This is a genomic window from Mesorhizobium sp. P2_F5, from assembly GCF_056403715.1.
In genome coordinates, this window is sequence record NZ_JBFUEY010000009.1 from 79105 (window position 1) to 99793 (window position 20689).

The 20689-nt window shown below is 63.2% G+C and carries 22 protein-coding genes and 1 pseudogene; 4 read left to right on the plus strand and 19 right to left on the minus strand.

The window, feature by feature from the left end:
* Nucleotides 1–14: 14 nt before the first annotated feature.
* Nucleotides 15–842, plus strand: coding sequence for a phosphate/phosphite/phosphonate ABC transporter substrate-binding protein (locus AC1DYO_RS14685; protein WP_477264301.1), 828 nt, complete (start codon nt 15–17; stop codon nt 840–842).
* On the opposite strand, the gene AC1DYO_RS14690 is transcribed toward AC1DYO_RS14685, so the two are convergent.
* The 11 genes from AC1DYO_RS14690 to minC all read right to left on the minus strand — a co-directional run bounded on the left by AC1DYO_RS14690 (nt 807) and on the right by minC (nt 11673).
* Nucleotides 807–2114 carry a M24 family metallopeptidase gene (locus AC1DYO_RS14690; RefSeq protein WP_477264800.1) on the minus strand — a complete coding sequence of 436 codons (1308 nt, stop codon included), beginning with the start codon at nt 2112–2114 and terminating at the stop codon, nt 807–809. The genes AC1DYO_RS14685 and AC1DYO_RS14690 overlap by 36 nt on opposite strands.
* Before the next feature lie 55 nt (nt 2115–2169).
* Nucleotides 2170–3705, minus strand: a complete 1536-nt coding sequence (locus AC1DYO_RS14695; RefSeq protein WP_477264303.1) for an ArnT family glycosyltransferase — start codon at nt 3703–3705, stop codon at nt 2170–2172.
* Between the two features lie 71 nt (nt 3706–3776).
* Nucleotides 3777–6347, minus strand: coding sequence for a GcvT family protein (locus AC1DYO_RS14700; protein ID WP_477264305.1), 2571 nt, complete (start codon nt 6345–6347; stop codon nt 3777–3779).
* A gap of 18 nt (nt 6348–6365) precedes the next feature.
* Nucleotides 6366–6806 (minus strand): endonuclease domain-containing protein, encoded by a 441-nt coding sequence (locus AC1DYO_RS14705; RefSeq protein WP_477264802.1) that lies wholly within the window; start codon nt 6804–6806, stop codon nt 6366–6368.
* Between the two features lie 56 nt (nt 6807–6862).
* On the minus strand, nt 6863–7444 hold the full coding sequence (locus AC1DYO_RS14710; protein ID WP_477264307.1) for a dihydrofolate reductase family protein: 582 nt from the start codon (nt 7442–7444) through the stop codon (nt 6863–6865).
* Nucleotides 7445–7607: 163 nt separating this feature from the next.
* Nucleotides 7608–8369, minus strand: coding sequence for a hypothetical protein (locus AC1DYO_RS14715; protein ID WP_477264309.1), 762 nt, complete (start codon nt 8367–8369; stop codon nt 7608–7610).
* Between the two features lie 84 nt (nt 8370–8453).
* Nucleotides 8454–8990: an SRPBCC family protein gene (locus AC1DYO_RS14720; protein WP_477264311.1), complete on the minus strand. Its 537-nt coding sequence runs from the start codon at nt 8988–8990 to the stop codon at nt 8454–8456.
* On the minus strand, nt 8987–9439 hold the full coding sequence (locus AC1DYO_RS14725; protein WP_477264313.1) for an ArsR/SmtB family transcription factor: 453 nt from the start codon (nt 9437–9439) through the stop codon (nt 8987–8989). The genes AC1DYO_RS14720 and AC1DYO_RS14725 overlap by 4 nt, the downstream gene beginning before the upstream one ends.
* Before the next feature lie 224 nt (nt 9440–9663).
* Nucleotides 9664–9963 carry a cell division topological specificity factor MinE gene (gene minE / locus AC1DYO_RS14730; protein WP_477264315.1) on the minus strand — a complete coding sequence of 100 codons (300 nt, stop codon included), beginning with the start codon at nt 9961–9963 and terminating at the stop codon, nt 9664–9666.
* Nucleotides 9960–10775: a septum site-determining protein MinD gene (minD, locus tag AC1DYO_RS14735; protein ID WP_477264317.1), complete on the minus strand. Its 816-nt coding sequence runs from the start codon at nt 10773–10775 to the stop codon at nt 9960–9962. Before minD ends, minE begins: the two co-directional genes overlap by 4 nt.
* Before the next feature lie 61 nt (nt 10776–10836).
* Complete coding sequence (gene minC, locus AC1DYO_RS14740; RefSeq protein ID WP_477264319.1) at nt 10837–11673, minus strand: septum site-determining protein MinC; 837 nt, start codon at nt 11671–11673, stop codon at nt 10837–10839.
* Between the two features lie 382 nt (nt 11674–12055).
* On the opposite strand from minC, the gene AC1DYO_RS14745 reads away from it, so the two are divergent.
* Nucleotides 12056–12586 (plus strand): FecR domain-containing protein, encoded by a 531-nt coding sequence (locus AC1DYO_RS14745; protein WP_477264321.1) that lies wholly within the window; start codon nt 12056–12058, stop codon nt 12584–12586.
* A gap of 34 nt (nt 12587–12620) precedes the next feature.
* Entirely contained in the window at nt 12621–14489 is a 1869-nt protein-coding gene (locus AC1DYO_RS14750) for a CHASE2 domain-containing protein (protein ID WP_477264323.1), read from the plus strand.
* A 34-nt stretch (nt 14490–14523) separates the two neighbouring features.
* Here AC1DYO_RS14750 and hydA read toward each other — a convergent pair whose 3' ends face one another.
* The 3 genes and pseudogenes from hydA to AC1DYO_RS14765 all read right to left on the minus strand — a co-directional run.
* Nucleotides 14524–15876 carry a dihydropyrimidinase gene (gene hydA, locus AC1DYO_RS14755; protein ID WP_477264325.1) on the minus strand — a complete coding sequence of 451 codons (1353 nt, stop codon included), beginning with the start codon at nt 15874–15876 and terminating at the stop codon, nt 14524–14526.
* A gap of 232 nt (nt 15877–16108) precedes the next feature.
* The gene (locus AC1DYO_RS14760; protein ID WP_477264327.1) at nt 16109–16426 is read right to left on the minus strand and encodes a DUF2934 domain-containing protein; all 318 of its coding nucleotides are present in this window, start codon (nt 16424–16426) and stop codon (nt 16109–16111) included.
* Nucleotides 16427–16729: 303 nt separating this feature from the next.
* Nucleotides 16730–16942 (minus strand): annotated as a pseudogene (locus AC1DYO_RS14765) (DoxX family protein); the annotation flags it as partial.
* A 206-nt stretch (nt 16943–17148) separates the two neighbouring features.
* On the opposite strand from AC1DYO_RS14765, the gene AC1DYO_RS14770 reads away from it, so the two are divergent.
* Nucleotides 17149–17652 (plus strand): porin, encoded by a 504-nt coding sequence (locus AC1DYO_RS14770; protein ID WP_477264329.1) that lies wholly within the window; start codon nt 17149–17151, stop codon nt 17650–17652.
* Nucleotides 17653–17737: 85 nt separating this feature from the next.
* Here the strand turns inward: AC1DYO_RS14770 and AC1DYO_RS14775 are convergent, their stop codons facing one another.
* The 5 genes from AC1DYO_RS14775 to AC1DYO_RS14795 all read right to left on the minus strand — a co-directional run bounded on the left by AC1DYO_RS14775 (nt 17738) and on the right by AC1DYO_RS14795 (nt 20676).
* Nucleotides 17738–18253 (minus strand): DoxX family protein, encoded by a 516-nt coding sequence (locus tag AC1DYO_RS14775; RefSeq protein WP_477264331.1) that lies wholly within the window; start codon nt 18251–18253, stop codon nt 17738–17740.
* Nucleotides 18254–18503: 250 nt separating this feature from the next.
* Nucleotides 18504–18983, minus strand: a complete 480-nt coding sequence (locus AC1DYO_RS14780; RefSeq protein ID WP_477264333.1) for a tetratricopeptide repeat protein — start codon at nt 18981–18983, stop codon at nt 18504–18506.
* A 31-nt stretch (nt 18984–19014) separates the two neighbouring features.
* Nucleotides 19015–19986, minus strand: a complete 972-nt coding sequence (locus tag AC1DYO_RS14785; protein ID WP_477264335.1) for an MBL fold metallo-hydrolase — start codon at nt 19984–19986, stop codon at nt 19015–19017.
* Between the two features lie 115 nt (nt 19987–20101).
* Entirely contained in the window at nt 20102–20341 is a 240-nt protein-coding gene (locus tag AC1DYO_RS14790; protein WP_477264337.1) for a DUF680 domain-containing protein, read from the minus strand.
* Nucleotides 20342–20490: 149 nt separating this feature from the next.
* On the minus strand, nt 20491–20676 hold the full coding sequence (locus tag AC1DYO_RS14795) for a transcriptional regulator (RefSeq protein ID WP_477264339.1): 186 nt from the start codon (nt 20674–20676) through the stop codon (nt 20491–20493).
* Nucleotides 20677–20689 lie beyond the last annotated feature (13 nt).

Consider the following 20689-nt stretch of genomic DNA (forward strand, 5'->3'; position numbering starts at 1 on the left):
GATTGAGTGTCGGCATGAGTGAATTGATTGCGGCTTTGCCGATGTATGACTGGCCCGAAGTGCGCGACGAGGTCGACGCGCAATGGGCACGGCTGCGCGAGGCCTTTCGGCAAAAGGGCATCGATGCACCGCAAACCATCGTGCGCCGCAATGGCGACCTGCCGTCGGTGCCAGGCGGTATCCACGATGCCGAGGGCAAGCTGATCGCGCCGGATCCAGCGACGCTGCCGCCGAACGAACTCGACTATCACAAGCTTTGGCTGCATCCGGCGCTGCTGTTCGCCCAGACCTGCTGGGGGCCGATGGAGCTTGGCTTGTCCAAGCAGGTGCAGGTGGTCGGCCAGCCGAGCTACGACGCCTATGAAGGCGGGCAGGGCGAACTCTATTCGAGCGCGCTGGTGATGCGCATAGGCGAGGGGCCACAGGTTCACTCGCCCGCGGACGGCAAGGCCGTATTGCCGCTCGATCTGATGCGCGGGAAGCGCTTCACCTTCAACAGCCCCGATTCAATGTCGGGCAGCATTGGGCTGACGCGCGACCTTCAAGCGGTCGGCGAAAGTCTCGACATCTTTTCCTCGCGCAGCGAGAGCGGCGGCCATCGCAGCTCGATCGTTACTGTGGCCGAGGGCAAGGCGGATATCGCCGCGATCGACTGCGAGAGCTGGGCGCTGGCGCAGCGTTTCGAGCCTGTGGCACGCAAGGTCGCTGTTGTCGGCTGGACGGCGCGGCGCAAAGGCCTGCCCTACATCACTGCCAGGACGACGCCGGAAAAGACGGTCAGGGCCTTGCGCGAGGCGCTTGCCGGCCTAGCCGAGCAACCTCGCATCCAAAGGGTAGGTTGAAAGCTGCTCGTTGCCGGTGTTGGTGATCAGGATCTGCTCCTCGATCTTCACGCCCTCGTGCCCGCCTAGCCTGCCGATATAGCTTTCCACGCACAGCACCATGCCCGGCTCAAGCACACCGTCGGGTGTGTCCGGCGTCCAGTCGCTGGCATGCGGCAGGGTCGGGTACTCATCCGCCAGACCGACGCCGTGATAGAGCACGCCGTAGCGGGTCGGAAAGCAGTCTCCCGGCGGCACCACCGAGCGCTCGACGAGATCGCGGAACGATATGCCGGGCTGCATCAGTTCTGTATTGTGCGCGATCTGGTCGGCGGCGATGCGGAACAGGTCGCGCTGCTCGTTCGACGGCCTGGCGTCACCGCACAGCCAGGTGCGCGAGAGATCGGCGCAGAAGCCGTAGGGGCCGATCAGGTCGGTGTCGAAGGCGACGAGGTCGCCTTCCTCGATGACCCGCGACGAGCATTCCTGAAACCACGGATTGGTGCGCGGTCCCGATGCGAGCAGTCGGGTTTCGATCCATTCGCCGCCGCGCGCAATGTTGCCGCGGTGGAGTTCGGCCCACAGCTCGTTTTCGGAAATGCCCGGTGTCAGCGCCTTCTCCATTTCGCCCATCGCCGCTTCGCAAGCGACGATGGCGCGGCGCATGGCAAGGATCTCGTCGGGCGATTTGATAAGCCGCGCATTTTCCATCACCGCTTCGCCATTGCCGATGGCAATGCCGAGCCTGGCGAGTTCCTCGACGCCTTCGGGATTGATGTGGTCGACGGCGATGCGGCTGTTGCCGCCGCCATGTTCGCTGACCAGATCGGCGATGCCGGCGGCCCAGCGCCGGACTTTCTGGTCGGTCAGTTCGCCGCCATAGAGATAGATCCACGACACCGCCGGCCGCACCTCGTCGACGACGCCGGAATGGTCGGACAGGTGCTCGCAGGAGAAATAGTCGAACAGCACCACCGGGCCTTCGGCAGCGACGAAGCAGTGGCGGGTCGAGTTGTGCGCGACCCAGAGCTGCATGTTGGTCGAATCGGTGGCGTAGCGGATGTTGACGGGGTCGTAGAGCAGGGCGCCGGCATAGCCGCGGCGCTTCAGCTCGGCGCGGATGCGCTCGAGCCGGTATTGGCGCATCGCGGCAAGGTTGGGCGCGGCGATGCCTGCCGCTTGCCATTCGGACTCGGCCAGCGCGCCGTAGCCCAGCACATGCTGGTTCAGCGACGCCGCCTTCTGGCGCGAGGCGTCGCGCAAGGCTTCGACCGAGCCCGGCTCGAACGGCATGATCTTGCGGTGACGACCAAACCCTTGCTTCTCCACCTGAGGCCTCCTGCCGATGCTATTGTGGTGCCGCGCTGGCCGCGGCCGCCACCTTCTTCAGACGCGTGACCGTCACTATGCGGGTGGGCGGGTCGCTGCCGAACAGCATGGGCACGGCCAGCTGCTGCGGCGGGCCATCCGCTGCGTAGCCGGCCTGATCCAGCAGTTTGAGGATAGTTTCGACCCCCACCCTGTCGTCTGCCGTGACGAACACCGCCGGCTCCCTCAGCAATTGGCCGAAGTCTGGCAATTCTCCATCAAGGACGACAAGATCGGGATCGACCAGGCGCAGATTTCCCAACCAGTGCCAGCTCGATACGGTGGTGCGTATCGGTCCGTTTGCCGTCAACTGGTTGTAGAGCGAATTGTAGTCAACACGCGCGATGCTGCCGCGGCTGTCGCCACCTTTGAGGTGGGCGTACCATGTCACCGGCAGTACCAGGATGGCGAGCGTCGCGCCGACAAAGACGGCGATGTCCTGGACCTTCCGGCCCCTGTCTCCCCTGGCGTCCATGCGAAGGGCAAGTGCGACGGGCAGCAACACAAGGATGGGGAGCATCCAGCGGTCGCGGAATTGCGTTGCCCCGGTCGCCAGGACGAGCACGATGGTGATGGCAAGAGCAAAAGCGATGGTGCGCCACACCAGTTTCTCGGTCCATGGCGCTGGTTGCAGGGCCGGCGCCGGCCTGTTCCTCGCGATGAGAAAAGCCGCCGCGAATATCCCGGCCGGCAACAGTGCGAAATTCAGCATCGCCTTGCCCAACCCCCACACTCCGGAGAACGCGTTCAGGATCACGCCGCTTTCCCTGGCCATGCCGAAACCGCCTGCATGCGATAGCACCTGTTCGGTGTGTGTCAGGCTCCAGTAGAGCGTCGGCAGGCAAAGCAGTATGGCCAGCGCCACGCTGATCAAAAACTGGCGGTTGAGGATGACGCCGCGCGTTTCGTGCAGCGACAGGGTGGACAGCACCAGCGCGCCGAGAAAAATCAAATTGTTGTATTTTGACAGTATCGCGGCTGCTATCGCCACGCCGAACAACACATAGGCGGTCAGCGATCGCCGCTGCACCAGTTCGACGAGCGCGAGAAACAGCACCGCCGAAAAACAGAAGGCGGCGATGGAGTGGGTAAGGGCATGCTGCATTTCCCACACCATCTGCGGAAACAACAACAGGCCGAACATCGCGGCGGCGCCAGCCCGGCTGGAATAGCCGAGACGGCGGACAGCGATGAAAGCCGACGCCAACGCCACTCCGATCAGAAGGTACTTCACGATCTTGAGCGCGAGGATGTTCGTCCCGACCACGGCGGCGACGAGACGGGCAAGCCATGTGTAAAGCGGTGGCTGCGACCCGCCGTAGCCGGCCCAGAGATAGCGCATGTACATCAGCTGTTCGGAATCATCGACGCCGACACCGGTTCCGACGATATGAGACGACAGCGTCATCACCACGATCTGGACGAGGCAGTAGACCGCGAGACAAAAGAGCGCGGCGTTGAAGGGACCGACCTTGCCTTCGCAGAGCCAGTCGGTCCATTTCTCTAGATACTGCAAGGGGATCGTCTTCTCATCGAGGGAAAGCTGCCGAAGGCCCCTTACACGATCTCACTTGCTCTGTCGCCTTTCTAGGTCCGCATCTTCTCGCCGCTCGGATCGAAGGGCGCCTCGACATTGATGCGGGCCGGGCGTCGGTGGCCGAGGATTTCGATCTCGAACAGGCCGGCACTTTCGTCCTCGGCGAGCGCCGCCGGCACATAGCCTTGCGCCATCGACTTCTGCACATGATGCGCATAGCCGCCCGAGGTGACCCAGCCGACCACGCGCCAGTCGCCATCGACGATGCCGCGTACGGCCGAAGCCCCTTCCGCGGCCTTCGAACCGCGGAGTTCCTTGCCCGTCGTGTCGAAGCGCGGCGCGCCATAGCCATGCGGCTTTTCTACCGTGCCATAATCCTTGCTGACCTTGGCCCAGATCGGCTCGTCGCCCATCACATCGGCATCGGTCGCATCGACGATGAAGGAGACACGACGCAGTTTTGGCCCTTCCGCCTGTTCCTTGGCGGCGGCTTCACGGCCGATGAAGTCGTTCTTCTCCAGCTTGATGAAGCGGTCCATCGAGCCTTCGAACGGGCCGTAGATCGGCCGCAGCTCGCGGAACCAGGTCGGGAAATTCTTTTCCAGACGCATGGAGAGCAGCGCGCGCATGCCGAAATCGACCAGGCCGAACTCCTCGCCGGCGTCCTTGATCGCCTTGTAGACCAGGCGCTGATAGGCGGGCGCCATCCAGATCTCGTAGCCGAGATCGCCGGTATAGGTGATGCGGTTGACCATGCAGGGCGCGCCGCCGACCGCCATCTCGCGGAAATCCATGAAGCGGAAGGCCTTGGTTGAGATGTCGACATCGACCAGCTTCTGCAGGAGATCGCGCGATTTCGGACCGGCGATGGAGAGACCGACAAGCGTCTGATCGAAGCGGTGAATGCGCACCGAACCATCCTTCGGCAAATGCTTTTCGAACCAGCGCATGTGATATTTCTGCGCGGCGGAAGACCCCCAGATCATGAAGCGGTCCTCACCGGCCTTGGCGATGGTGAAGTCGCCGATCAGCTTGCCGAATTCGTTGATCATCGGCGTCAGCACAATGCGGCCGATCTTGGGCATCCGGTTGGTCATCAGCCGGTTGAGGAAATCCTCCGCCGCAGGCCCCGAAACTTCGTATTTGGCGAAGTTGGCGATCTCGGTGACGCCAACCTTCTCGCGGGTAGCGCGCACTTCCTCGCCGATCGGGCCGAAATCGTTGGAACGGTGGAAGGAGACGACGTCCTTCGGCTCCTTGCCCTTCGGCGCGAACCACAGCGGGGTTTCGAGACCCCAGCTGTCGCCCATGACGGCGTTGCTGGCGAGCATGGTGTCGTAGAGCGGCGTCGTCTGCGCCGGGCGCGCTGCCGGCAGTTCCTCGTTGGGGAAGCGGATGGAGAAGCGGCGCGAATAGTTTTCGCGCACCTTGGCGTTGGTGTAGCGCAGGCCGGCCCATTCGCCGAAGCGGGCGACATCCATGCCCCAGACGTCGAAGCCCGGGTCGCCATGTACCATCCAGTTGGACAGTGCGAGGCCGACGCCACCGCCCTGGCTGAAGCCGGCCATGACCGCGCAGGCGCACCAGAAATTGGTCAGGCCCTGCACCGGGCCGACCAGCGGGTTGCCGTCGAGGGCGAAAGTGAAGGGGCCGTTGATGATCTGCTTGATGCCGGCCTTTTCAATGCCGGGGAAATGCTTGAAGCCGATTTCCAGCGACGGCGCGATACGGTCGAGATCCGGCGGCAGCAGTTCGTGGCCGAAATCCCACGGCGTGTTGACCGGCGACCACGGCTTGCAGGCCTTTTCATAGGTGCCGAGCAGGATGCCGTTGCGCTCCTGGCGGGTGTAGATTTCGCCCTTGAAGTCGAGCACGCCGATCATCTCGCGGCCGGTCGACTTGTTGAACTCCTCGACCTCCGGCATCGGTTCGGTGAGCAGGTACATATGCTCCATCGCCAGCACCGGCAGTTCGACGCCGACCATGCGGCCGATCTCGCGCGCCCACAGGCCACCGCAATTGACGACATGCTCGGCATGGACCGTGCCCTGTTCGGTGACGACGTTCCAGGTGCCGTCGGGCTGCTGCGTCAGGTCGACGACGCGGTTGCGCAGCACGATCTCGGCGCCGAGTTTCTTGGCCGCCTTGGAGTAGGCGATGGTGGTGCCGGAGGGATCGAGATGGCCTTCGACCGGATCCCACATGGCGCCGACGAAATTGGTCTCGTCCATCAGCGGGAACATCGCCTTGGCTTCGGACGGCGTGATCAGCTCGGTGTCCATGCCGAGATAGCGGCCCTTGGCGTGGGCCAGGCGCAGGAAGTCCATGCGTTCGGGCGTATCGGCCATCATCACACCGCCGGTCAAATGCAGCGAGCAGGACTGGCCGGAGATCTCCTCGATCTCCTTGTAAAGCTGGACTGTGTAGGCCTGCAGCTTGGCGACGTTGGGGTCGCCATTCAGCGTGTGGAAGCCGCCGGCCGCATGCCAGGACGAGCCGGAGGTGAGCTCCGAACGCTCGATCAGCATGACGTCGGTCCAGCCGGCCTTGGCTAGGTGGTAGAGAACCGAGCAGCCAACGACGCCGCCGCCGATGACAACCGCTTTTACATGGGATTTCATGAGAGATAGGTCCGTTTTTTAAGAGATTGAATCGAATGAGCGGGGCGTGAAAACAAAGCGGAGATCAGTTGCAGCGACGTTCTCGGCCAGCCTGCCATCAAGCGCGGCAAGGATGGTTTCACAAACGGACGTACGATGTGTCAGGACGTCATGGTTCCAAACACGCAGGATCGAATAGCCTTCGGTGCGCATGAAATCGTCGCGGCGGCGATCATATGAACTGTCAGCGTGTTGGTGTCCGTCGACTTCCACGACAAGCCATTTTTCGCGGCAAGCGAAGTCGGCAAAGAAAGGGCCAATGGAAAACTGACGCGTAAAGCGATGGCCGCCGAGCTTGCGGGCCTTAAGTTCGAGCCACAGCAATGCTTCCGCTTGATTCCCTGACTGCCGGAGTGYYCGCGCYCGCTTCGTTRTTCCYGTTYTKCGGCGACYGCGGGTTTCATGAGCGCCTTCCCCCACTCCGTCGCCGCTTCGCGGCGCCACCTCTCCCCCCTCCGGAGGGAGAGGAAAAGAGGCTAGTTGGCCAGCCCATACACCAGGCTCACCCGCCCATCCGAAAGCGCCTCGACCTTGCGCAATTCCAGCCCATGACGCTTGTGCACGGTGCCAAACAGCGCCTTGCCGTCGCCGGCGAGCAGCGGATAGACGATGAGCCTCATTTCATCGACAAGCCCGGCCTCGATCAGGCTGGCGGTGATGCGGGCGCCGCCCATGAGGTAGATGTCCTTGCCGGGCTCGCGCTTCAGCGCCGCGATGTCGTCGATGCTGCGCAGGAAGCGTGTCGAGGCCCAGGCTGCCGAAGTCATCGTGTTCGACAGCACATAGTGTGGGGTTTTGGCGGCAAAGCGCGCCCATTCGAGTTCGGCCGGGTCGACCAGCTTGCCGGTCATCGGCAGCGGCTGGTCCGGCTCGTTCTGCTGGATCGCGCTCCAGTAGCGCTCGTAGCCGGCATACATGACGCCGCCGAGCAGGCAGGCATCGATCTCAGGCATCAGGCCGTATTCCTCCGACCAGTTGTCGACCCAGTCGGCGAAGCCCTCTGGTCCTTCCATCTTGCCGTCGATGGAGATCTTCATTCCGGTGATCAATTTACGCATGACTTCCTCCTTCAGGCTTGCGGGATGCAAGCACGTTGCTTCGTTTCATCTGGTGGTGAATGCGAGCCTCCATGGTCGAATGCCGGAGGCTGCGCGGTCGTTCAGGGATGGCCGATTCGCCACCATCCCGTTGTATTGTCCCCGTGGCGTGGGGACGTGGCGGTCAGTGGTGGTCCATATCCATCTGGCCGGTCAGGCAAAGGACATCGCGATAGGCGCAGAGATCGTCGAGAAGCGGCTTTTCGTCGGCCAGTATTTTCGCCTTCTCCGTCTCGCCAACCATCTGGATCATGTAGCTCTGCTCGGCGTTCCCCTGCCTGTCGATGAACGGGTTGAGAAGGCTGGACGGATTGGCGAGGTCGGGAGCCGCTCCAATGTCCTCATTGGTGATGCCGGCGGCGTAGAACATCAGATGCGGCATCGGCATGGTGTGGACCTGCATGTCAGGCGGCCCGATCGTGCGCATGACGGGACCGACCATGTAGGACAGGCCCGCTTTGTCAGGCGTCTTGTAGGTCTTGTCGTCGTAGCGCTTCTGGATTTCGGCCTTCAGCGCGGCGGCGTCCATGCCTTCGGCGCGAAGCTTCGCCGCATCCATGATAACCCTAAGGTAGGTGCTGGTGCCGGCGGCGTCGTAGCAGAGCGGAAAATAGATGTCGTTGCGGAAGCCGCCCAATTCCCAGGCGGTGCGCTCGACGATACAGGTCAATGCACTCGTGCCCTGCCGGGCAAGCTGGTAGCCCTTCGCGGGGTCGAGCAGATAGACGGTCGCCTTGTCGCGCAAGGCCGGCGGCAAGGCGCTGAGCGCATAACGGGTTTCGAGCTGGGGCGGCATCTGGTCGATGGTCGTGTCCGCCGCCCGGGCTGCCGACAGGCCGACAAAACCGACGGCCATGGCCAGGGCGATTTTTCTGAATGCAAGCATTGTCTCTCTCCAAAGTTGGGACGTGTCTTCCCGGCCCTCGCGCCGCCATGCGGCGCTAGGTCGGGTAGAAATGCGTACGTTGTGTCAGGCCGGCAGGCGCCGGTCGTAGTCCGTCATGAGACGGCTCCAGCCGTCCCAGAACGGTTCCGGCTTTTCGCCCGTCACGCGGGCGGCCAGGACGTCGAGATGCATGTGCCAGCCGGCGGCATGCATCAACAGGCTCGAGCGGTCGGCCAGGCGGCGGTGGACCAAGGTGAGCAGGACGTCGTCGCCGCGCTGCGCCAATTCGAACGTGACATTGCCGCTGCCGTTCCAGGAGATGGTGAGCTTGCGCGGTGGATCGCATTCGACGATCTGGTTGTGCATCCGCTGCTCGCCGCCACTGAAGCTGGCCGGCCTCTGACCGGGCGGGTCAGTGAGTTCGTCGTTGCGCCAGACCAGCTCGAAGGAAGAGCCTTCCTCCAGATCCATGTCGCCGGCCGCCAGCCACTGGCGACGCAGGTCGCTCTGCGTCAGATATTCCCAGACGCGCTCCCTGGTTCCCGGCAACAGCCGTTCGATCCTCAAGGTGGCCGGCTGGATCAGCTGGGCGTAGCCGTCGAAGCTGGTCATCTGGTTCATTGGTCGTCTCCTTCGGATGGTGTTGGCCTAGGTGATTCTGGCTGGGGTGATGGCTTGGACGGTTCCGGCTTGGCTGGATTTGCCGGTTCCGGCGTTGACTGCGTTGTCGACGTTTTGCGCCCCGCCTCGTCGCGCAAAAGCTGTTCGAGGACGTCGAGGCGGCTGTTCCAGAAACGCGCGTAGGAGCCGAGCCACTCATAGGCGGTGGCCAGCGGGCGGGCCTCGAGGCGGCAGACATGGGTGCGGCCGCGCACTTCGCGATGGATCAGCCCGGCATGCTCCAGCGCCTTGATGTGCTTGGAGGCCGCGGCCAGCGACATGGCGAACGGTTCGGCCAGCTGACTCACCGTGCGCTCGCCGCCGGCGAGGCTATGAAGCATGTGCCGGCGCGTGGTGTCGCTAAGGGCGTGAAAAACCTGGTCCATCTGGGGCGTCTCTAATTCAACCATGTAGTTGAATATAGACGCGCGCTTTTGGATAGTCAACTGTTTGGTTGAATGTTTTTTTGGGAGTGGTGCTGCCGCCCTACCTCCCCCTTGTGGGGAGGTCGGACCGCAGGTCCGGGTGGGGGTGCTTGGCGCAGGCGTTGCAGGATAGCGGTTTTCCTCTCCCTCACGAAGGTGGGGGAGAGGTGGCGTGGCRAAGCCGCGACGGAGTGGGGGAATGGCTCGGCTTAAATGAAATTCAGTGGGAACCCACAGGCGTCGCAGCCCCCCACTCGCACTGCGCTCTTGTTGGGGATCTGGATGTCGATCTCCAGTGTCGACATGGTCTCGCCGCGATCCATCGAGACCTGGAGATAATCCTGGTCGATCTGCACATGCTTGGCGATGACCGCCATGATCTCCTCGCGCAGGATGGAGACCAGGTCGGGCTGGCTGCGGTTGCGGCGCTCATAGGCGAGCAGCACTTGCAGCCGTTCGCGCGCCACCGGCGCGCTGGAGCGCCGCTTGAAGATGTCGAGCAGGTTCATGCCGCCCTCCTTCCCAACAGACGATCGAGGAAGCCCTTGCGCTCGAAGGGCACAATGACCGGCAGCTGCTCTCCCTCGAGCCGCCTTGCCGCGTCGATATAGGCCTTGGCAGCGGCATTGAGCGGATCCGACAGCGTCACCGGCGAACCGAGGTTGGAGGCGCGCAGCACATCCTGGCTTTCCGGAATGATGCCGAGCAGCGGCGTCGACAGGATTTCCAGCACGTCGTCGATCGACAGCATTTCGCCGCGCGCGGCACGCGCCGCATCGTAGCGGGTGACCAGCACATGCTTGGCGATCTGCTCGCCCTGTTCGGCGCGCAAGGTGCGGGCGTCGAGCAGGCCGATGATGCGATCGGAATCGCGCACCGACGACACCTCGGGATTGGTGACGATGACCGCCTCATCGGCAAAGCGCATGGCGAGCTGGGCGCCGCGCTCGATGCCGGCCGGGCTGTCACAGAAAACATAGTCGAAGACCGAGCGCAGCTTGCCGATGACCTCGGCCACGCCATCCTCGGTCAGCGCATCCTTGTCACGTGTCTGCGAGGCCGGCAGCAGGAACAGCGTCTCGACCCGCTTGTCGCGGATCAGCGCCTGCGACAGCTTTGCCGAGCCCTGGATGACGTTGACGAGGTCGAACACAACGCGCCGTTCGGCGCCCATGATCAAATCGAGGTTGCGCAAGCCGACGTCGAAATCGACCAGCGCCACCTTCTTGCCGGTCTTGGCGACCGCCGCCCCCAGAGCCGCGGTCGAGGTCGTCTTGCCGACGCCCCCCTTGCCCGAGGTGACCACCACTACCTTGCCCATCAATAAAGCCTCCGTTGTTGTTCGTTATGTCGTTGGTCGGGCGCGAGCCGCGCCCGCCGCATTAGCTGAAAGGGGCGATGCGCAGCATGCCGTTGTCGAGAAATGCCTGCACAGGCTTGCCCCGGACTGACGGGTCCATCTCCTCGGCGGTGCAATACCAGCCATCGACCGAGAGAAGTTCGGCCTCGTTGCGGCGGCAGAAGACGCGGGCAGCGGTGTTGCCCTGCGCGCCTGCCGAAGCGCGGCCACGCAGCGTGCCATAGACATGGATCGAGCCGGTAGCGACGATCTCGGAGCCGGAAGCGACGGAGCCGAGCACGATGACATCGCCATGCGGATGGAAGATGAGCTGCCCCGAGCGGATCGGCGAGCGGATCATCAACGTGCCGGCGTCCGGTGCGCCGGACTTGGCGTCCTGAGGCAGCGGCTTGGCATCGCCCGCCGACTTCAAATCACCCGGCTTCAAATCCGCCTTCAAATCACTTGCTACCTTGAGCTCAGCGGCCGGCTTGTCGCCTGACGCAGTAGCATCCTCCGCCCTGCCCGCCTTGCGGCTCGGCTGCAGCAGCCCGTCGGTGGTCGCCTCCTTGGCGCCGACCAGCACCGGCGGCAGATGCACGCCAAGCTCGGCGCCGCCATCGAGTTCGATGGCATAGACGCGGATGCCGCGCTGGCCGAGCACATCGATCAGCGCTTCGATGGCGACGACATCTGGCTTCAGCGTGTTCAGATCGAGCACCACCGGGCGCCCGGCAAAATAGCCCGGCGAGTTGCCGACCCAGCGATCCAGGCTCTCCAGCCAAACATCCAAAGGCGCCTCCGGCGTCAGCGTGAAAGCGACGAAGGAGCGGGCGCGAAAGCGAATGGATTTGGCCTCGAGGGGAGCGGCAAAGGTCACGGCGGGCGATTCCTTACTGAGAGGTAAACGCTAGGCCGGGCATGGTTAATGAAAGGTTAATGGTGACGCGTTCGCGAACTGCGGGAGCGCCTTTCCTGACAGCCCGCGCCACGCTTTCTGCCAGCCTTGCAAGGGCACGATAGCGGCCGAGCAGCCTCCAGAACCTGGTTCAAGGGGCGCCTCCCTCCCCTTGCCTGCCCGGCGAACGCGATCCGCCATGCCGCACATGCTTAACGCCGGAGCAGCTTGTCGTGTTACGATTGCCGGTCGGCATCCCTCAACCCAACGCGGCTGCAAGTGCCGGCTCGTGAACCAAACATGCGGGCAAGCTGACGGCCGAAGATTTTCCTGCCGCAGAGTTTCGCAAAGCGAGGAAACGTTGATGAGCGCAAGGGGCCGATTTTTCCGTAGCCTGGTGGCTGTCCTGTTTGCCGGTGTCTTCTGCGTGGATGCCGCCCATGCGCAGGATGCAGGGTGTACGTTCGAGCCGGTGGCCGGTACGTCCCGACAGATTCTGAGATGTCGGGAAGGCCTTGCCGTCATTGTGGAAGGTGGCGCTCGTTTTACACTGGAGGATCGCGATCGAAACGGCAGTCCCGACGCGGTCAGGTTGCGGCGCAAAGCGCTGCTGCTCGATGCTCCGGCCGGCGCGGTCCAGGGTGGCTTCGCGGTTGTCACCCCGCAGGCGATCGCCGCGGTGCGAGGCACAAAATGGGTAGTCGACGTTGGCAATGGCAAGACGTCTGTTTTCGTCCTGAGAGGTCGCGTCGCAGTGCAAAGACCGGCATCCACCGCCGTCGTGGTCCTCGCACCGGGCGATGGCGTGGACGTCGAGGCCGGGACAGGCAAACTCATCGTCAAGCGCTGGCCCGCCAAGCGCGTTTCCGCATTGCTGGCCCGTTTCGGCCAGTGAGCTTGCCCCGTGAGCTTTGCCCAGTGAGCTTGCAATGAGCCGACGAGGGCTTCCGACGCTGATCGCGCTCATTCTGGCGGGTCTTTGGGGCGCCGGCCTGGGCTTCGCGCACTGGCACGGCAATTTGTGGTTTCTCGATCGCGTCGAGGCAACGATGACCGACCTTCGAACGCTTGTTCGAGGAACGGCAAAGCCGCCGGAGCTGATCACCATTGTCGCGATAGACGATGAAACGGTGCGGCGCGAGGGCAGCTATCCCCTCAGCCGCGCCACGCTTGCCCGAATCATCGATACGATAGAGCCGCTTGGGCCGAAAGCCATTGCGCTCGACCTGCTGCTGGTCGACCCAGGGGCAAAAGACACTGACGAGGCGCTCGCGCATTCGCTGAGGAGGAGTAGAAGCGTCATCGCTGCAGCGGCGATCTACCCCGGAGGCAAACAATGGACGCTGGCCGAGGGCGAAGGACCCCTCGCCCGCGTGCCGAATGCCGAACGGTTTCTGTGGCCCCTGAAAGCGTTTTCGGACGCCGCAGCTGTCGGCGTCGTGAACGTGGTCACCGACAAAACTGGAACGCCCCGGTTCGTGCCGTTGCTGTTTCGGGCCGGAGATCAGTTGCAAGCGTCCTTCTCCTTGCGTGTCGCCGCCATGGCGGCGGGAAAGGACCCTGGAATTGCGCCTGATGATCTATCGCTGGACGGACGGTCGATCCGCACGGACATTGGTCACATCCTGCCTCTGACCTTCTATGGCCCGCGCGGCACGATCCGCACGATCAGCGCCGCGACGGTGCTGGCGGGCCAATTCGATCCCGGCGCTATCCGGGGTCGAATTGTCTTGATAGGAGCGACCGCAACCGGCACCGGCGATGTCTTCCCGACACCGTTCGATCCCATACTGCCGGGCGTCGAGGTCATGTCGACGGCGATTGCCCATCTGATGACCGGCGACGGAATCGTGCGCGACCAGAACGTTCGCCTTGCAGACGCGGGCTTTGCAGTGGCGCTGCCCATGCTTCTTGTCGGCCTGTTGGCGTGGCGCCGAAACGCCATCGGCCTCGCGGCGGTCGCCGGCGTGGTCCTGATCTGGTTCGTGATCAACATGACCGCTTTCCTGCACCATATCTGGCTGAGCGCCGCGCTGCCGATGACCGCTGCCGTTCCGCCGGCAATCCTGTTTGGGGCCGCGCAGCTTTGGCTGGGCAGGAGCCGGGCCCAATATTTCGCCACGCAGAGCCAATTGCTTCAACGCGTTGAAGCCCCAGGACTGGGGGCATGGCTCGCCAAGCATGGCGACTTCCTCTCGGAACCCGTGCGGACAGAAGCCGCCATCCTGTTCATCGACCTGTCCGGCTTCACCGGACTGAGTGAAACATTGGGACCGAGCGCCACACGCGAACTCCTGAACAATTTTCATGCGTTGGTGGACGAAGAAGTGACAAGCTGCGGTGGCGTTGTCACGAGTTTCATGGGTGACGGCGCCATGATCCTGTTCGGCCTACCGGAACCGGCGACAGACGACGCCTTCAATGCTGCCCGCTGTTGTGTCGGGCTCTCCAGCCGCACCAACGATTGGCATGCCTCGTTGCCTGCGTCGACCGCATCCCGGATCGGCTTCAAGATTGGAGCGCATCATGGAACAATCGTGGCCTCTCGACTCGGCGGCGAAGGGCGTCAGCACATCGCGGCCATCGGCGACACCGTCAACGTTGCAAGTCGCTTGATGGAGATCGCCGCCGACCAGAATGCCGAAGTGGCGGTGAGTTACGAAATGCTTGAGGTCGCCGGTCGCGACTGCGCGTTGTTCAAATCCGGTGCTTTAAGAGGACCTGTGGAGACACAGATCCGTGGGCGATCCGGCTCGCTCGCAATCTGGCTTTGGCAGAGTGCGCGGGCGCCGCAGTAGATCCGGCCCCGTGATCAATGGCGTCGATGCCGGCTTACGACAAGCGTCCCCTCGCAATAAACCGGCCGTGGCCTTGCTTGCCAATGATTTCGCCGTCCTCGGCAATGACTTCACCACGGCTGATTGTCAGGCATGGGAAGCCGGTGACGGTGATGCCGTCATACGAGCAGTAGTCGATGTCTGAATGCATCGTCGATGGCGAAAACGCGAAACTCTTTTTCGGATCGAAGACAACGATGTCGGCGTCATAGCCGGGAAGAAGCTGGCCCTTGCGTGGAAGCCCGAAGACTTTGGCCGGATTGGTGCAGCACACCTCGACCCATCTGTTCAGGCTCAAGCGGCCGGCACTCACGCCAAAATGGTGCACCAAAGCCAGCCGCGCCTCGATGCTCGAGATGCCGCGGCCGGGTTCACCCGGTACGCGCTTATGAGGGCCATGATCCGTGGAGACGATATCGAGCGTGCCGTCCGCCAGGGCTTGCCAAAGCGCGTCCTGGTGGCGCCGTTCGCGAATAGGCGGGCTGGTCTGAATGGAGAAGCCTTTCTCCAGTGTCCGCGCATAGTCCTCGCTGGTGTAGACCAGATAGGCCACGCACACCTCGCCATAGAGTTCCTGCCCGCGCTCCTTGGCCAGCCGGATCTCGCGTACACCTTCCTCACAGGTCTGGTGATAGAGGAGCAGGCGCGCGCCGGCGTGCTTTGCGAATGCTATCATTCGGTGCACCGCCTCGCCTTCCGTGGCAGAGGGCAGACCTGAGAGGTACCATTCAGGCCCGGTCTTGCCCTCGTCCACCATGCGGGCCTTCAGCATCCTTATGATGTCGTAGTTTTCGGCGTGGATCACAGCCAACCCTTTGCGCGCCGCCACGACCTCCATCGCGCGGAAAATGGTGGCGTCGTCCAGCCGATAGCCGTCATAGGCCATGAACATTTTGACGGAGGTTACGCCGCGATCAAAAATCGCCTCCAGCTCACCGACCCGTTGCGGATCGGTGTCGCGCAAAGTCAGGTTGAGTGCGTAGTCGATGACCACCTGGCCGTCAGCTTCCCGCTGGCGGCGATCCAGCTCCTCGACCAGCGGTACGCTGGCGGCCGGGGCCGCAAAATCGACAAACGCCGTGACGCCGCCGATTGCCGCCGCCCGGCTCCCGACCGCGAAGGAATCGGCGTTGGGCGTGTACAGCGGCGCATACCGCGGATCCGTCAGATGCACGTGCGGGTCGATCGCGCCGGGAATGACATAACGACCGGCTGCGTCGATCTCGCGCTCGCCATGAAAGTCATGCCCCAAGGCTGCGATCCGACCATCCGCTACTGCAACGTCCGCCACGAACGTATCGTGGGGCGTAACCAGCGTGCCGTTCTTGATGACAAGGTCAAAGGTCATTTGTCGGCACCCCCTGCCATTTCGCGTGCGGTTGCTGAAACCTGTGTCGGCTTCGCCTGCACAGCTTTGATACACCGCGCGCAGGAGCGGCTCAACGAGTGGGCGCGGCGACACCGGACGCCGCATGAATCCTGAAGCTCAATGCGTTCCGGCGCGCCGTCTCTGCCAGGCCGAAAAACTTACGCTCACACCGCGCTGACGGAAGTGCTTGCGGCCGGCACGTAGGCCCCAATCAAGACTTCGCCTGCCGGTTCGCCTTGATCCCTCGCGAAGCCTGCTCAATGGCAGCACGGTCGGTGCCCAGGCGGTCGATCAGCTCCTGCGCTTCGTCGCCCGACATGCCGGTGCGCACGGCCAGTTCCTCGACGGTCAGGACATCGGTGCTGGCGATCTCGCGCGGCAGGGCGTCGTCGGCGGTCAGCGGCACGGCCGCCTCGCGGTCGATCTCGGCCTCGGCCCGATGCCAGTGATGCTCGGGATCGCCGCCGCCTTCGCGCTCCCAGATCTGGTATGCGCGTTTCTGGATCTTCTCATGCCGGTCGTCACCCATCGTCGTTCCTCCTTGGTGTCAGGGATGAACGCCGCGATGATGAGATTGATCCAAAAAATTTGTGTGATCGGGGTGGAGTGACCTGCAAGGTTGGCGCTCTACGGCGCCCCCCTCTGCCCTGCCGGGCATCTCCCCCACAAGGAGGGAGATTGGCCGGCACATCGGCTTTCGCCAATCTTCAACGTCGCAAGGAAAGAGCAGGCGCCGAAGCCGCCAATCTCCCCACAAGTGGGGGAGATGTCCGGCAGGACAGAGGGGGGCGCCGTAGGGCTCGACGTCGGAGGACTTCCAAACCGTCGCCTCTCAAACCCGCAGCGTCACCCGCATGTCCCTCTCCGCTGCCAGCAGCGCCACCACCATTTCCTTGTCGCGCTGGCGCTGCTGCAGATAGAGCACCACTAGCCGGTCCAGCGAGAAAGCACCCGCCCCTGCAATGGCCAGCACGAACATGCCGCCGGCGACCGCCTTTTCGAAATGCAGCAGTTCGTTCTGGCTGGCGAAGTTGGTGTGAAACAGCGTTACCAGGACAGCGGCCGGCGGAAACGCCCGTTGGTTAAGGGGAATGCCTTGTTACAGCCATCTCGTTTTGTTGCGCGGGAGCAACAGGCTCCGGATTTCGGAGAACCGTACAGAATCCGGATTACTTCACGTTGACAGGCAGAGCTTGTCCATGCGCCAGTGCGTTAAGGGTTTGCTAACACTTGCCAGCGGGGAGAAGTTACATGTTCAGGATCAATCATTATATTTTGCTTGCGGTACTGTCGGGAACGGTTGGCGCCGTAACGCCCGGCGCCGCAGCACAGCCAGTCGAATACGTGAAAGTCTGTTCGTCTTACGGCGCGCAATACTACTACAGCCCTGGTACGGATACCTGCATTAACGCCGACACCGGGGTGACCAAGAAGCAAACCGAGGACGGCGTGGTGACGTCCAAGACCGCGCTGGCACAGAGCCTCGAAGACATCGACAACCGTGTCGCCCGCGCCTTCGAAAATTCCTCGATCGCCGCGGCGTTGACCAGTCCTGACCTGGTCGCCGGCGAGCATTTTGGCGTGCGCGTCAACTGGGGTAACGCCGGCATGTCTAATGCGATGGGCCTCACGGGTGCAGCAGTTCTTGGCGAGGGTCTTTTTGCGGGCGGCGGTGGCCGGCTGACAGGAACGGCCGGCGTCGCATTCTCTGGTCACAGCGTTGGCGGAAATGCAGGCTTGCAGCTCACCTGGTAGGCGTCGCGAAGATCGTGGCCGGCACCAGGGAGTTGGCGCCGCGACGGCGGAGGTGGTTCCACCCCTCCGCCTCAGCTGGCACTGCTCAAACCGGCAACCGCACATCCACCGAAAACTGGTTCTCCACCGCCAGCAGCGCCTTGACCATCTCCCTGTCATGCTGGCGCTGCTGCAGATAGCAAGCCACCAGCCGGTCCAGCGAGAACCTGCCGGCGCCAGCGACCGCCAGCACGAACATGCCGCCTGATATGGCCAGATCCTTTTCGAAATTCAGCAGTTCGTTCTGGCTGGCGAGATTGGTGTGGAACAGCGTGGCTGTCGCCAGGCAGAACAGGCCGAGGCCGATGGCGCCGAGGCGGGTGAGCAGGCCCGATGCGATCGAGAGCCCTGCCCCGAGCTGTAGCGCGAGCGTGGCGACGAACAGCGGCAGACCGATGCCTTGGGCCGCCATCGCCTTGGCGGCGGCGTCGAAATGGGTGGCGAGCGTCAGGCCTTCGTGCAGGAAGAGCACGGACAGCAGCAGGCGGCCGGTCAGCAGGGCAGTGTCCTTGAGGTGGTATTTCGCGGCGGGCAGCTTCGCGGCGTGGTCGGTCAGGGTCATGGTCTGGCTCCGGAATTTGGGTGCAGGCAGGCGCGCGCSGGGGGCGCGCGCAGGAACTGCGCTGGAGGTGGGTGATGTCTGAGGGGCCGGAGCCGGCCKGAGGGAAGCATGCCGGCTCCGGCCTTTTGGGCGCCGGCCACGGTCGCCCAAAAGTGTGGTGGTGGGTCGGCGCCAAGCCCCCCACTCCGTCTCGGCTTCGCCGAGCCACCTCTCCCCCCGCTTTGCGGAGGGAGAGGAAAGGCGCCGAGCCTTACTGCGTCACTTTGGTGGCGATGGCCTTTTGCAGGTCTTCGAGTTCCTCGCAGCCGGCCGGGCACAGCTTCTGCAGCGAGGCCAGTTGCTCGTTGGCCTTGGCCATGTCGCCGGTCTCGACATAGAGCTCGCCCAGATATTCGCGGGCGGCCTTGTGGTCGGGTTTCAGCTCCAGCGCCTTGTTGTAGTAGGTCAGCGCGGTGGTGAAGTCGCCGGTCTTGCGCAGCGTGAAGCCGAGCAGGTTGTAGACGTCGGCCTGCTGGTTGTCCTGCGCGAGATCACGCAGGTCGGCCAATGCGCCCTTGTAGTCCTTGACCGCGATCTTGGCCTGGACGGCGGTGAGGTCGGGGGCATCCGTGCCCTCGATGTCGTCGACCGCATAGGCCGGCATGATTGTGGCCACGGGAACCACGGTCAGCACGGCAATGGCGCCGAGCAGGCCGAACAGGGCGTTTCTGCCCAAATAGGATTGTCTCATTGTCTTTCTCGCTTGGGTTGGGAGCTCGCGCTCAGATTTGCACGGGAGAGAAGCCGTAGGCATTGCCGTCCTTGACGAAGACGCCGGTGCCGGGGAACGGGAAGTGCGACCCGGAAATGCGGATGTTGTCCGCAATCACCCGGTCGATGATCTTGTGGCGCGTGGCGATCGCCGTCGGTCCGTCCTGGTCGTAGCTGCCCTGCCACTCCGGATGCGGCGCCAGAAGGGCGGGCACATACATGGTGTCGGCCGAGATCATCAGCTGCTCCTTGCCGGAATTGGCGAGGTAAACCGAATGTCCCGGCGTGTGGCCGGGCGCGGCGATGATCTGGATGCCGGGCACGACTTCGGCGCCGTCATTGACCAGCTTCCAGTTCTTCCATTTCGGAAAATTCTCGGCGATGCGCTTACCCGCCGGCTTGCGTCCTTCGGGCAGTTTTGCCAACCGGCTCGGGTCGGTCCACCAATTGTATTCGGTGGCGTTGACGATCAGCTCGGCATTGGGGAACACCGGCGCGTTGGTGCCCTTTTCCATCAGGCCCCAGACATGGTCGGGGTGGAAATGCGAGATCATGATGGTGTCGATCGCCTTGTAGTCGATGCCGGCGGCAGCCATGTTGGCCGGCAGATGCGTGGCGTTGGTCTGCCACTGGCCGACGCCCGAGCCGGCATCCATCATGATCAGCTTGCCGTTCATCTTGAGCACGACGACGGTGAGCGGGATGGGCATGAACTCGGTGGTCAGCCCCGCCTTGGCGAGCGCGGCCTTGGTGTCGTCGACCGAGACATCCTTGATGAAGGCCGGGTCGTGCGGCTTGCGCCAAATGCCGTCATAGATGGCGGTGACCTCGATATCGCCGACCTTGTATTTGTAGAAGCCGACCGACGGCTCGACCGGCGTTTCGGCAAACGCGGCTTTCGTGAATTCCAGCTTGCCGGCAAGGCCGAAAGCAGTGGCGGCGAGCGTGGTTCCAAGCAATGTGCGACGTGTCATGCTGAACATGGTGATTTCCTCTTGTGAGTGGTGTCTGAAGTCGCGGAAGAGATGACGGAGAGCGCTGGCTCTCCGTCCTGATGCGGTTGAGACGGCGCCGCGGGATCCAGCGCGCGCCATGAACTCAGCGGCCCCAGATGCTGTCGCGGTTGTGCTGGTCAATGATGTCCTGCACCGAGCCCTGGTTCGGCCCGGTCGTCACCTTGTTGTCGACGCCGTCCTGGGGTGCTGTGTACGGAATTGACGCTGTGGCGTCGGTGTCGACGGCAGGCTGGTTGGCCGTGTTGGTGAAGTGGTCACTGCCGGCAAAGGCAGCGCTTGAGGCAAGCAACATCGCAGCCACGCTGAAAGCGAGCTTGGTCATGTCCAAAATCCTTGTTTCGTTTCCTTGGGTCGCGGGCTGGAATGGCCCCGCTGATAACAAGACCCGGAAGGGTCGTGCTTTATTCCCCGGTGCGGTGAGATTTTTTTGGGAGGGCAGAAATCAGGGGGAGCGGCAGACGCTGGAGCAGATCAAGCGCGCTTACGCGCTTCAATTGAATAGTGCTTGTCCTCATACGCCTCGATCAGAGTTGCGAGAACGTCGAAGCGGTCACCGTCTGCAGAGCCCACCTCGGGCTCGTTCTCAAAATACTTGGTGATCTCGCCAATCGCCCAATCGTAATCGGCTTCGGTTTTAATGGGTCGAATGTTTTCCATCACACCTTCTCCG

Bases quoted from the DNA above. Each gene is read 5' to 3' on its own strand.
- AC1DYO_RS14685 (WP_477264301.1), top strand. From the start codon at position 15: ATGAGTGAATTGATTGCGGCTTTGCCGATGTATGACTGGCCCGAAGTG.
- AC1DYO_RS14690 (WP_477264800.1), bottom strand. From the start codon at position 2,114: ATGCCGTTCGAGCCGGGCTCGGTCGAAGCCTTGCGCGACGCCTCGCGC.
- AC1DYO_RS14700 (WP_477264305.1), bottom strand. From the start codon at position 6,347: ATGAAATCCCATGTAAAAGCGGTTGTCATCGGCGGCGGCGTCGTTGGC.
- AC1DYO_RS14710 (WP_477264307.1), bottom strand. From the start codon at position 7,444: ATGCGTAAATTGATCACCGGAATGAAGATCTCCATCGACGGCAAGATG.
- AC1DYO_RS14715 (WP_477264309.1), bottom strand. From the start codon at position 8,369: ATGCTTGCATTCAGAAAAATCGCCCTGGCCATGGCCGTCGGTTTTGTC.
- AC1DYO_RS14720 (WP_477264311.1), bottom strand. From the start codon at position 8,990: ATGAACCAGATGACCAGCTTCGACGGCTACGCCCAGCTGATCCAGCCG.
- AC1DYO_RS14725 (WP_477264313.1), bottom strand. From the start codon at position 9,439: ATGGTTGAATTAGAGACGCCCCAGATGGACCAGGTTTTTCACGCCCTT.
- minE (WP_477264315.1), bottom strand. From the start codon at position 9,963: ATGAACCTGCTCGACATCTTCAAGCGGCGCTCCAGCGCGCCGGTGGCG.
- minD (WP_477264317.1), bottom strand. From the start codon at position 10,775: ATGGGCAAGGTAGTGGTGGTCACCTCGGGCAAGGGGGGCGTCGGCAAG.
- AC1DYO_RS14745 (WP_477264321.1), top strand. From the start codon at position 12,056: ATGAGCGCAAGGGGCCGATTTTTCCGTAGCCTGGTGGCTGTCCTGTTT.
- AC1DYO_RS14750 (WP_477264323.1), top strand. From the start codon at position 12,621: ATGAGCCGACGAGGGCTTCCGACGCTGATCGCGCTCATTCTGGCGGGT.
- hydA (WP_477264325.1), bottom strand. From the start codon at position 15,876: ATGACCTTTGACCTTGTCATCAAGAACGGCACGCTGGTTACGCCCCAC.
- AC1DYO_RS14760 (WP_477264327.1), bottom strand. From the start codon at position 16,426: ATGGGTGACGACCGGCATGAGAAGATCCAGAAACGCGCATACCAGATC.
- AC1DYO_RS14770 (WP_477264329.1), top strand. From the start codon at position 17,149: ATGTTCAGGATCAATCATTATATTTTGCTTGCGGTACTGTCGGGAACG.
- AC1DYO_RS14775 (WP_477264331.1), bottom strand. From the start codon at position 18,253: ATGACCCTGACCGACCACGCCGCGAAGCTGCCCGCCGCGAAATACCAC.
- AC1DYO_RS14780 (WP_477264333.1), bottom strand. From the start codon at position 18,983: ATGAGACAATCCTATTTGGGCAGAAACGCCCTGTTCGGCCTGCTCGGC.
- AC1DYO_RS14785 (WP_477264335.1), bottom strand. From the start codon at position 19,986: ATGTTCAGCATGACACGTCGCACATTGCTTGGAACCACGCTCGCCGCC.
- AC1DYO_RS14790 (WP_477264337.1), bottom strand. From the start codon at position 20,341: ATGACCAAGCTCGCTTTCAGCGTGGCTGCGATGTTGCTTGCCTCAAGC.
- AC1DYO_RS14795 (WP_477264339.1), bottom strand. From the start codon at position 20,676: ATGGAAAACATTCGACCCATTAAAACCGAAGCCGATTACGATTGGGCG.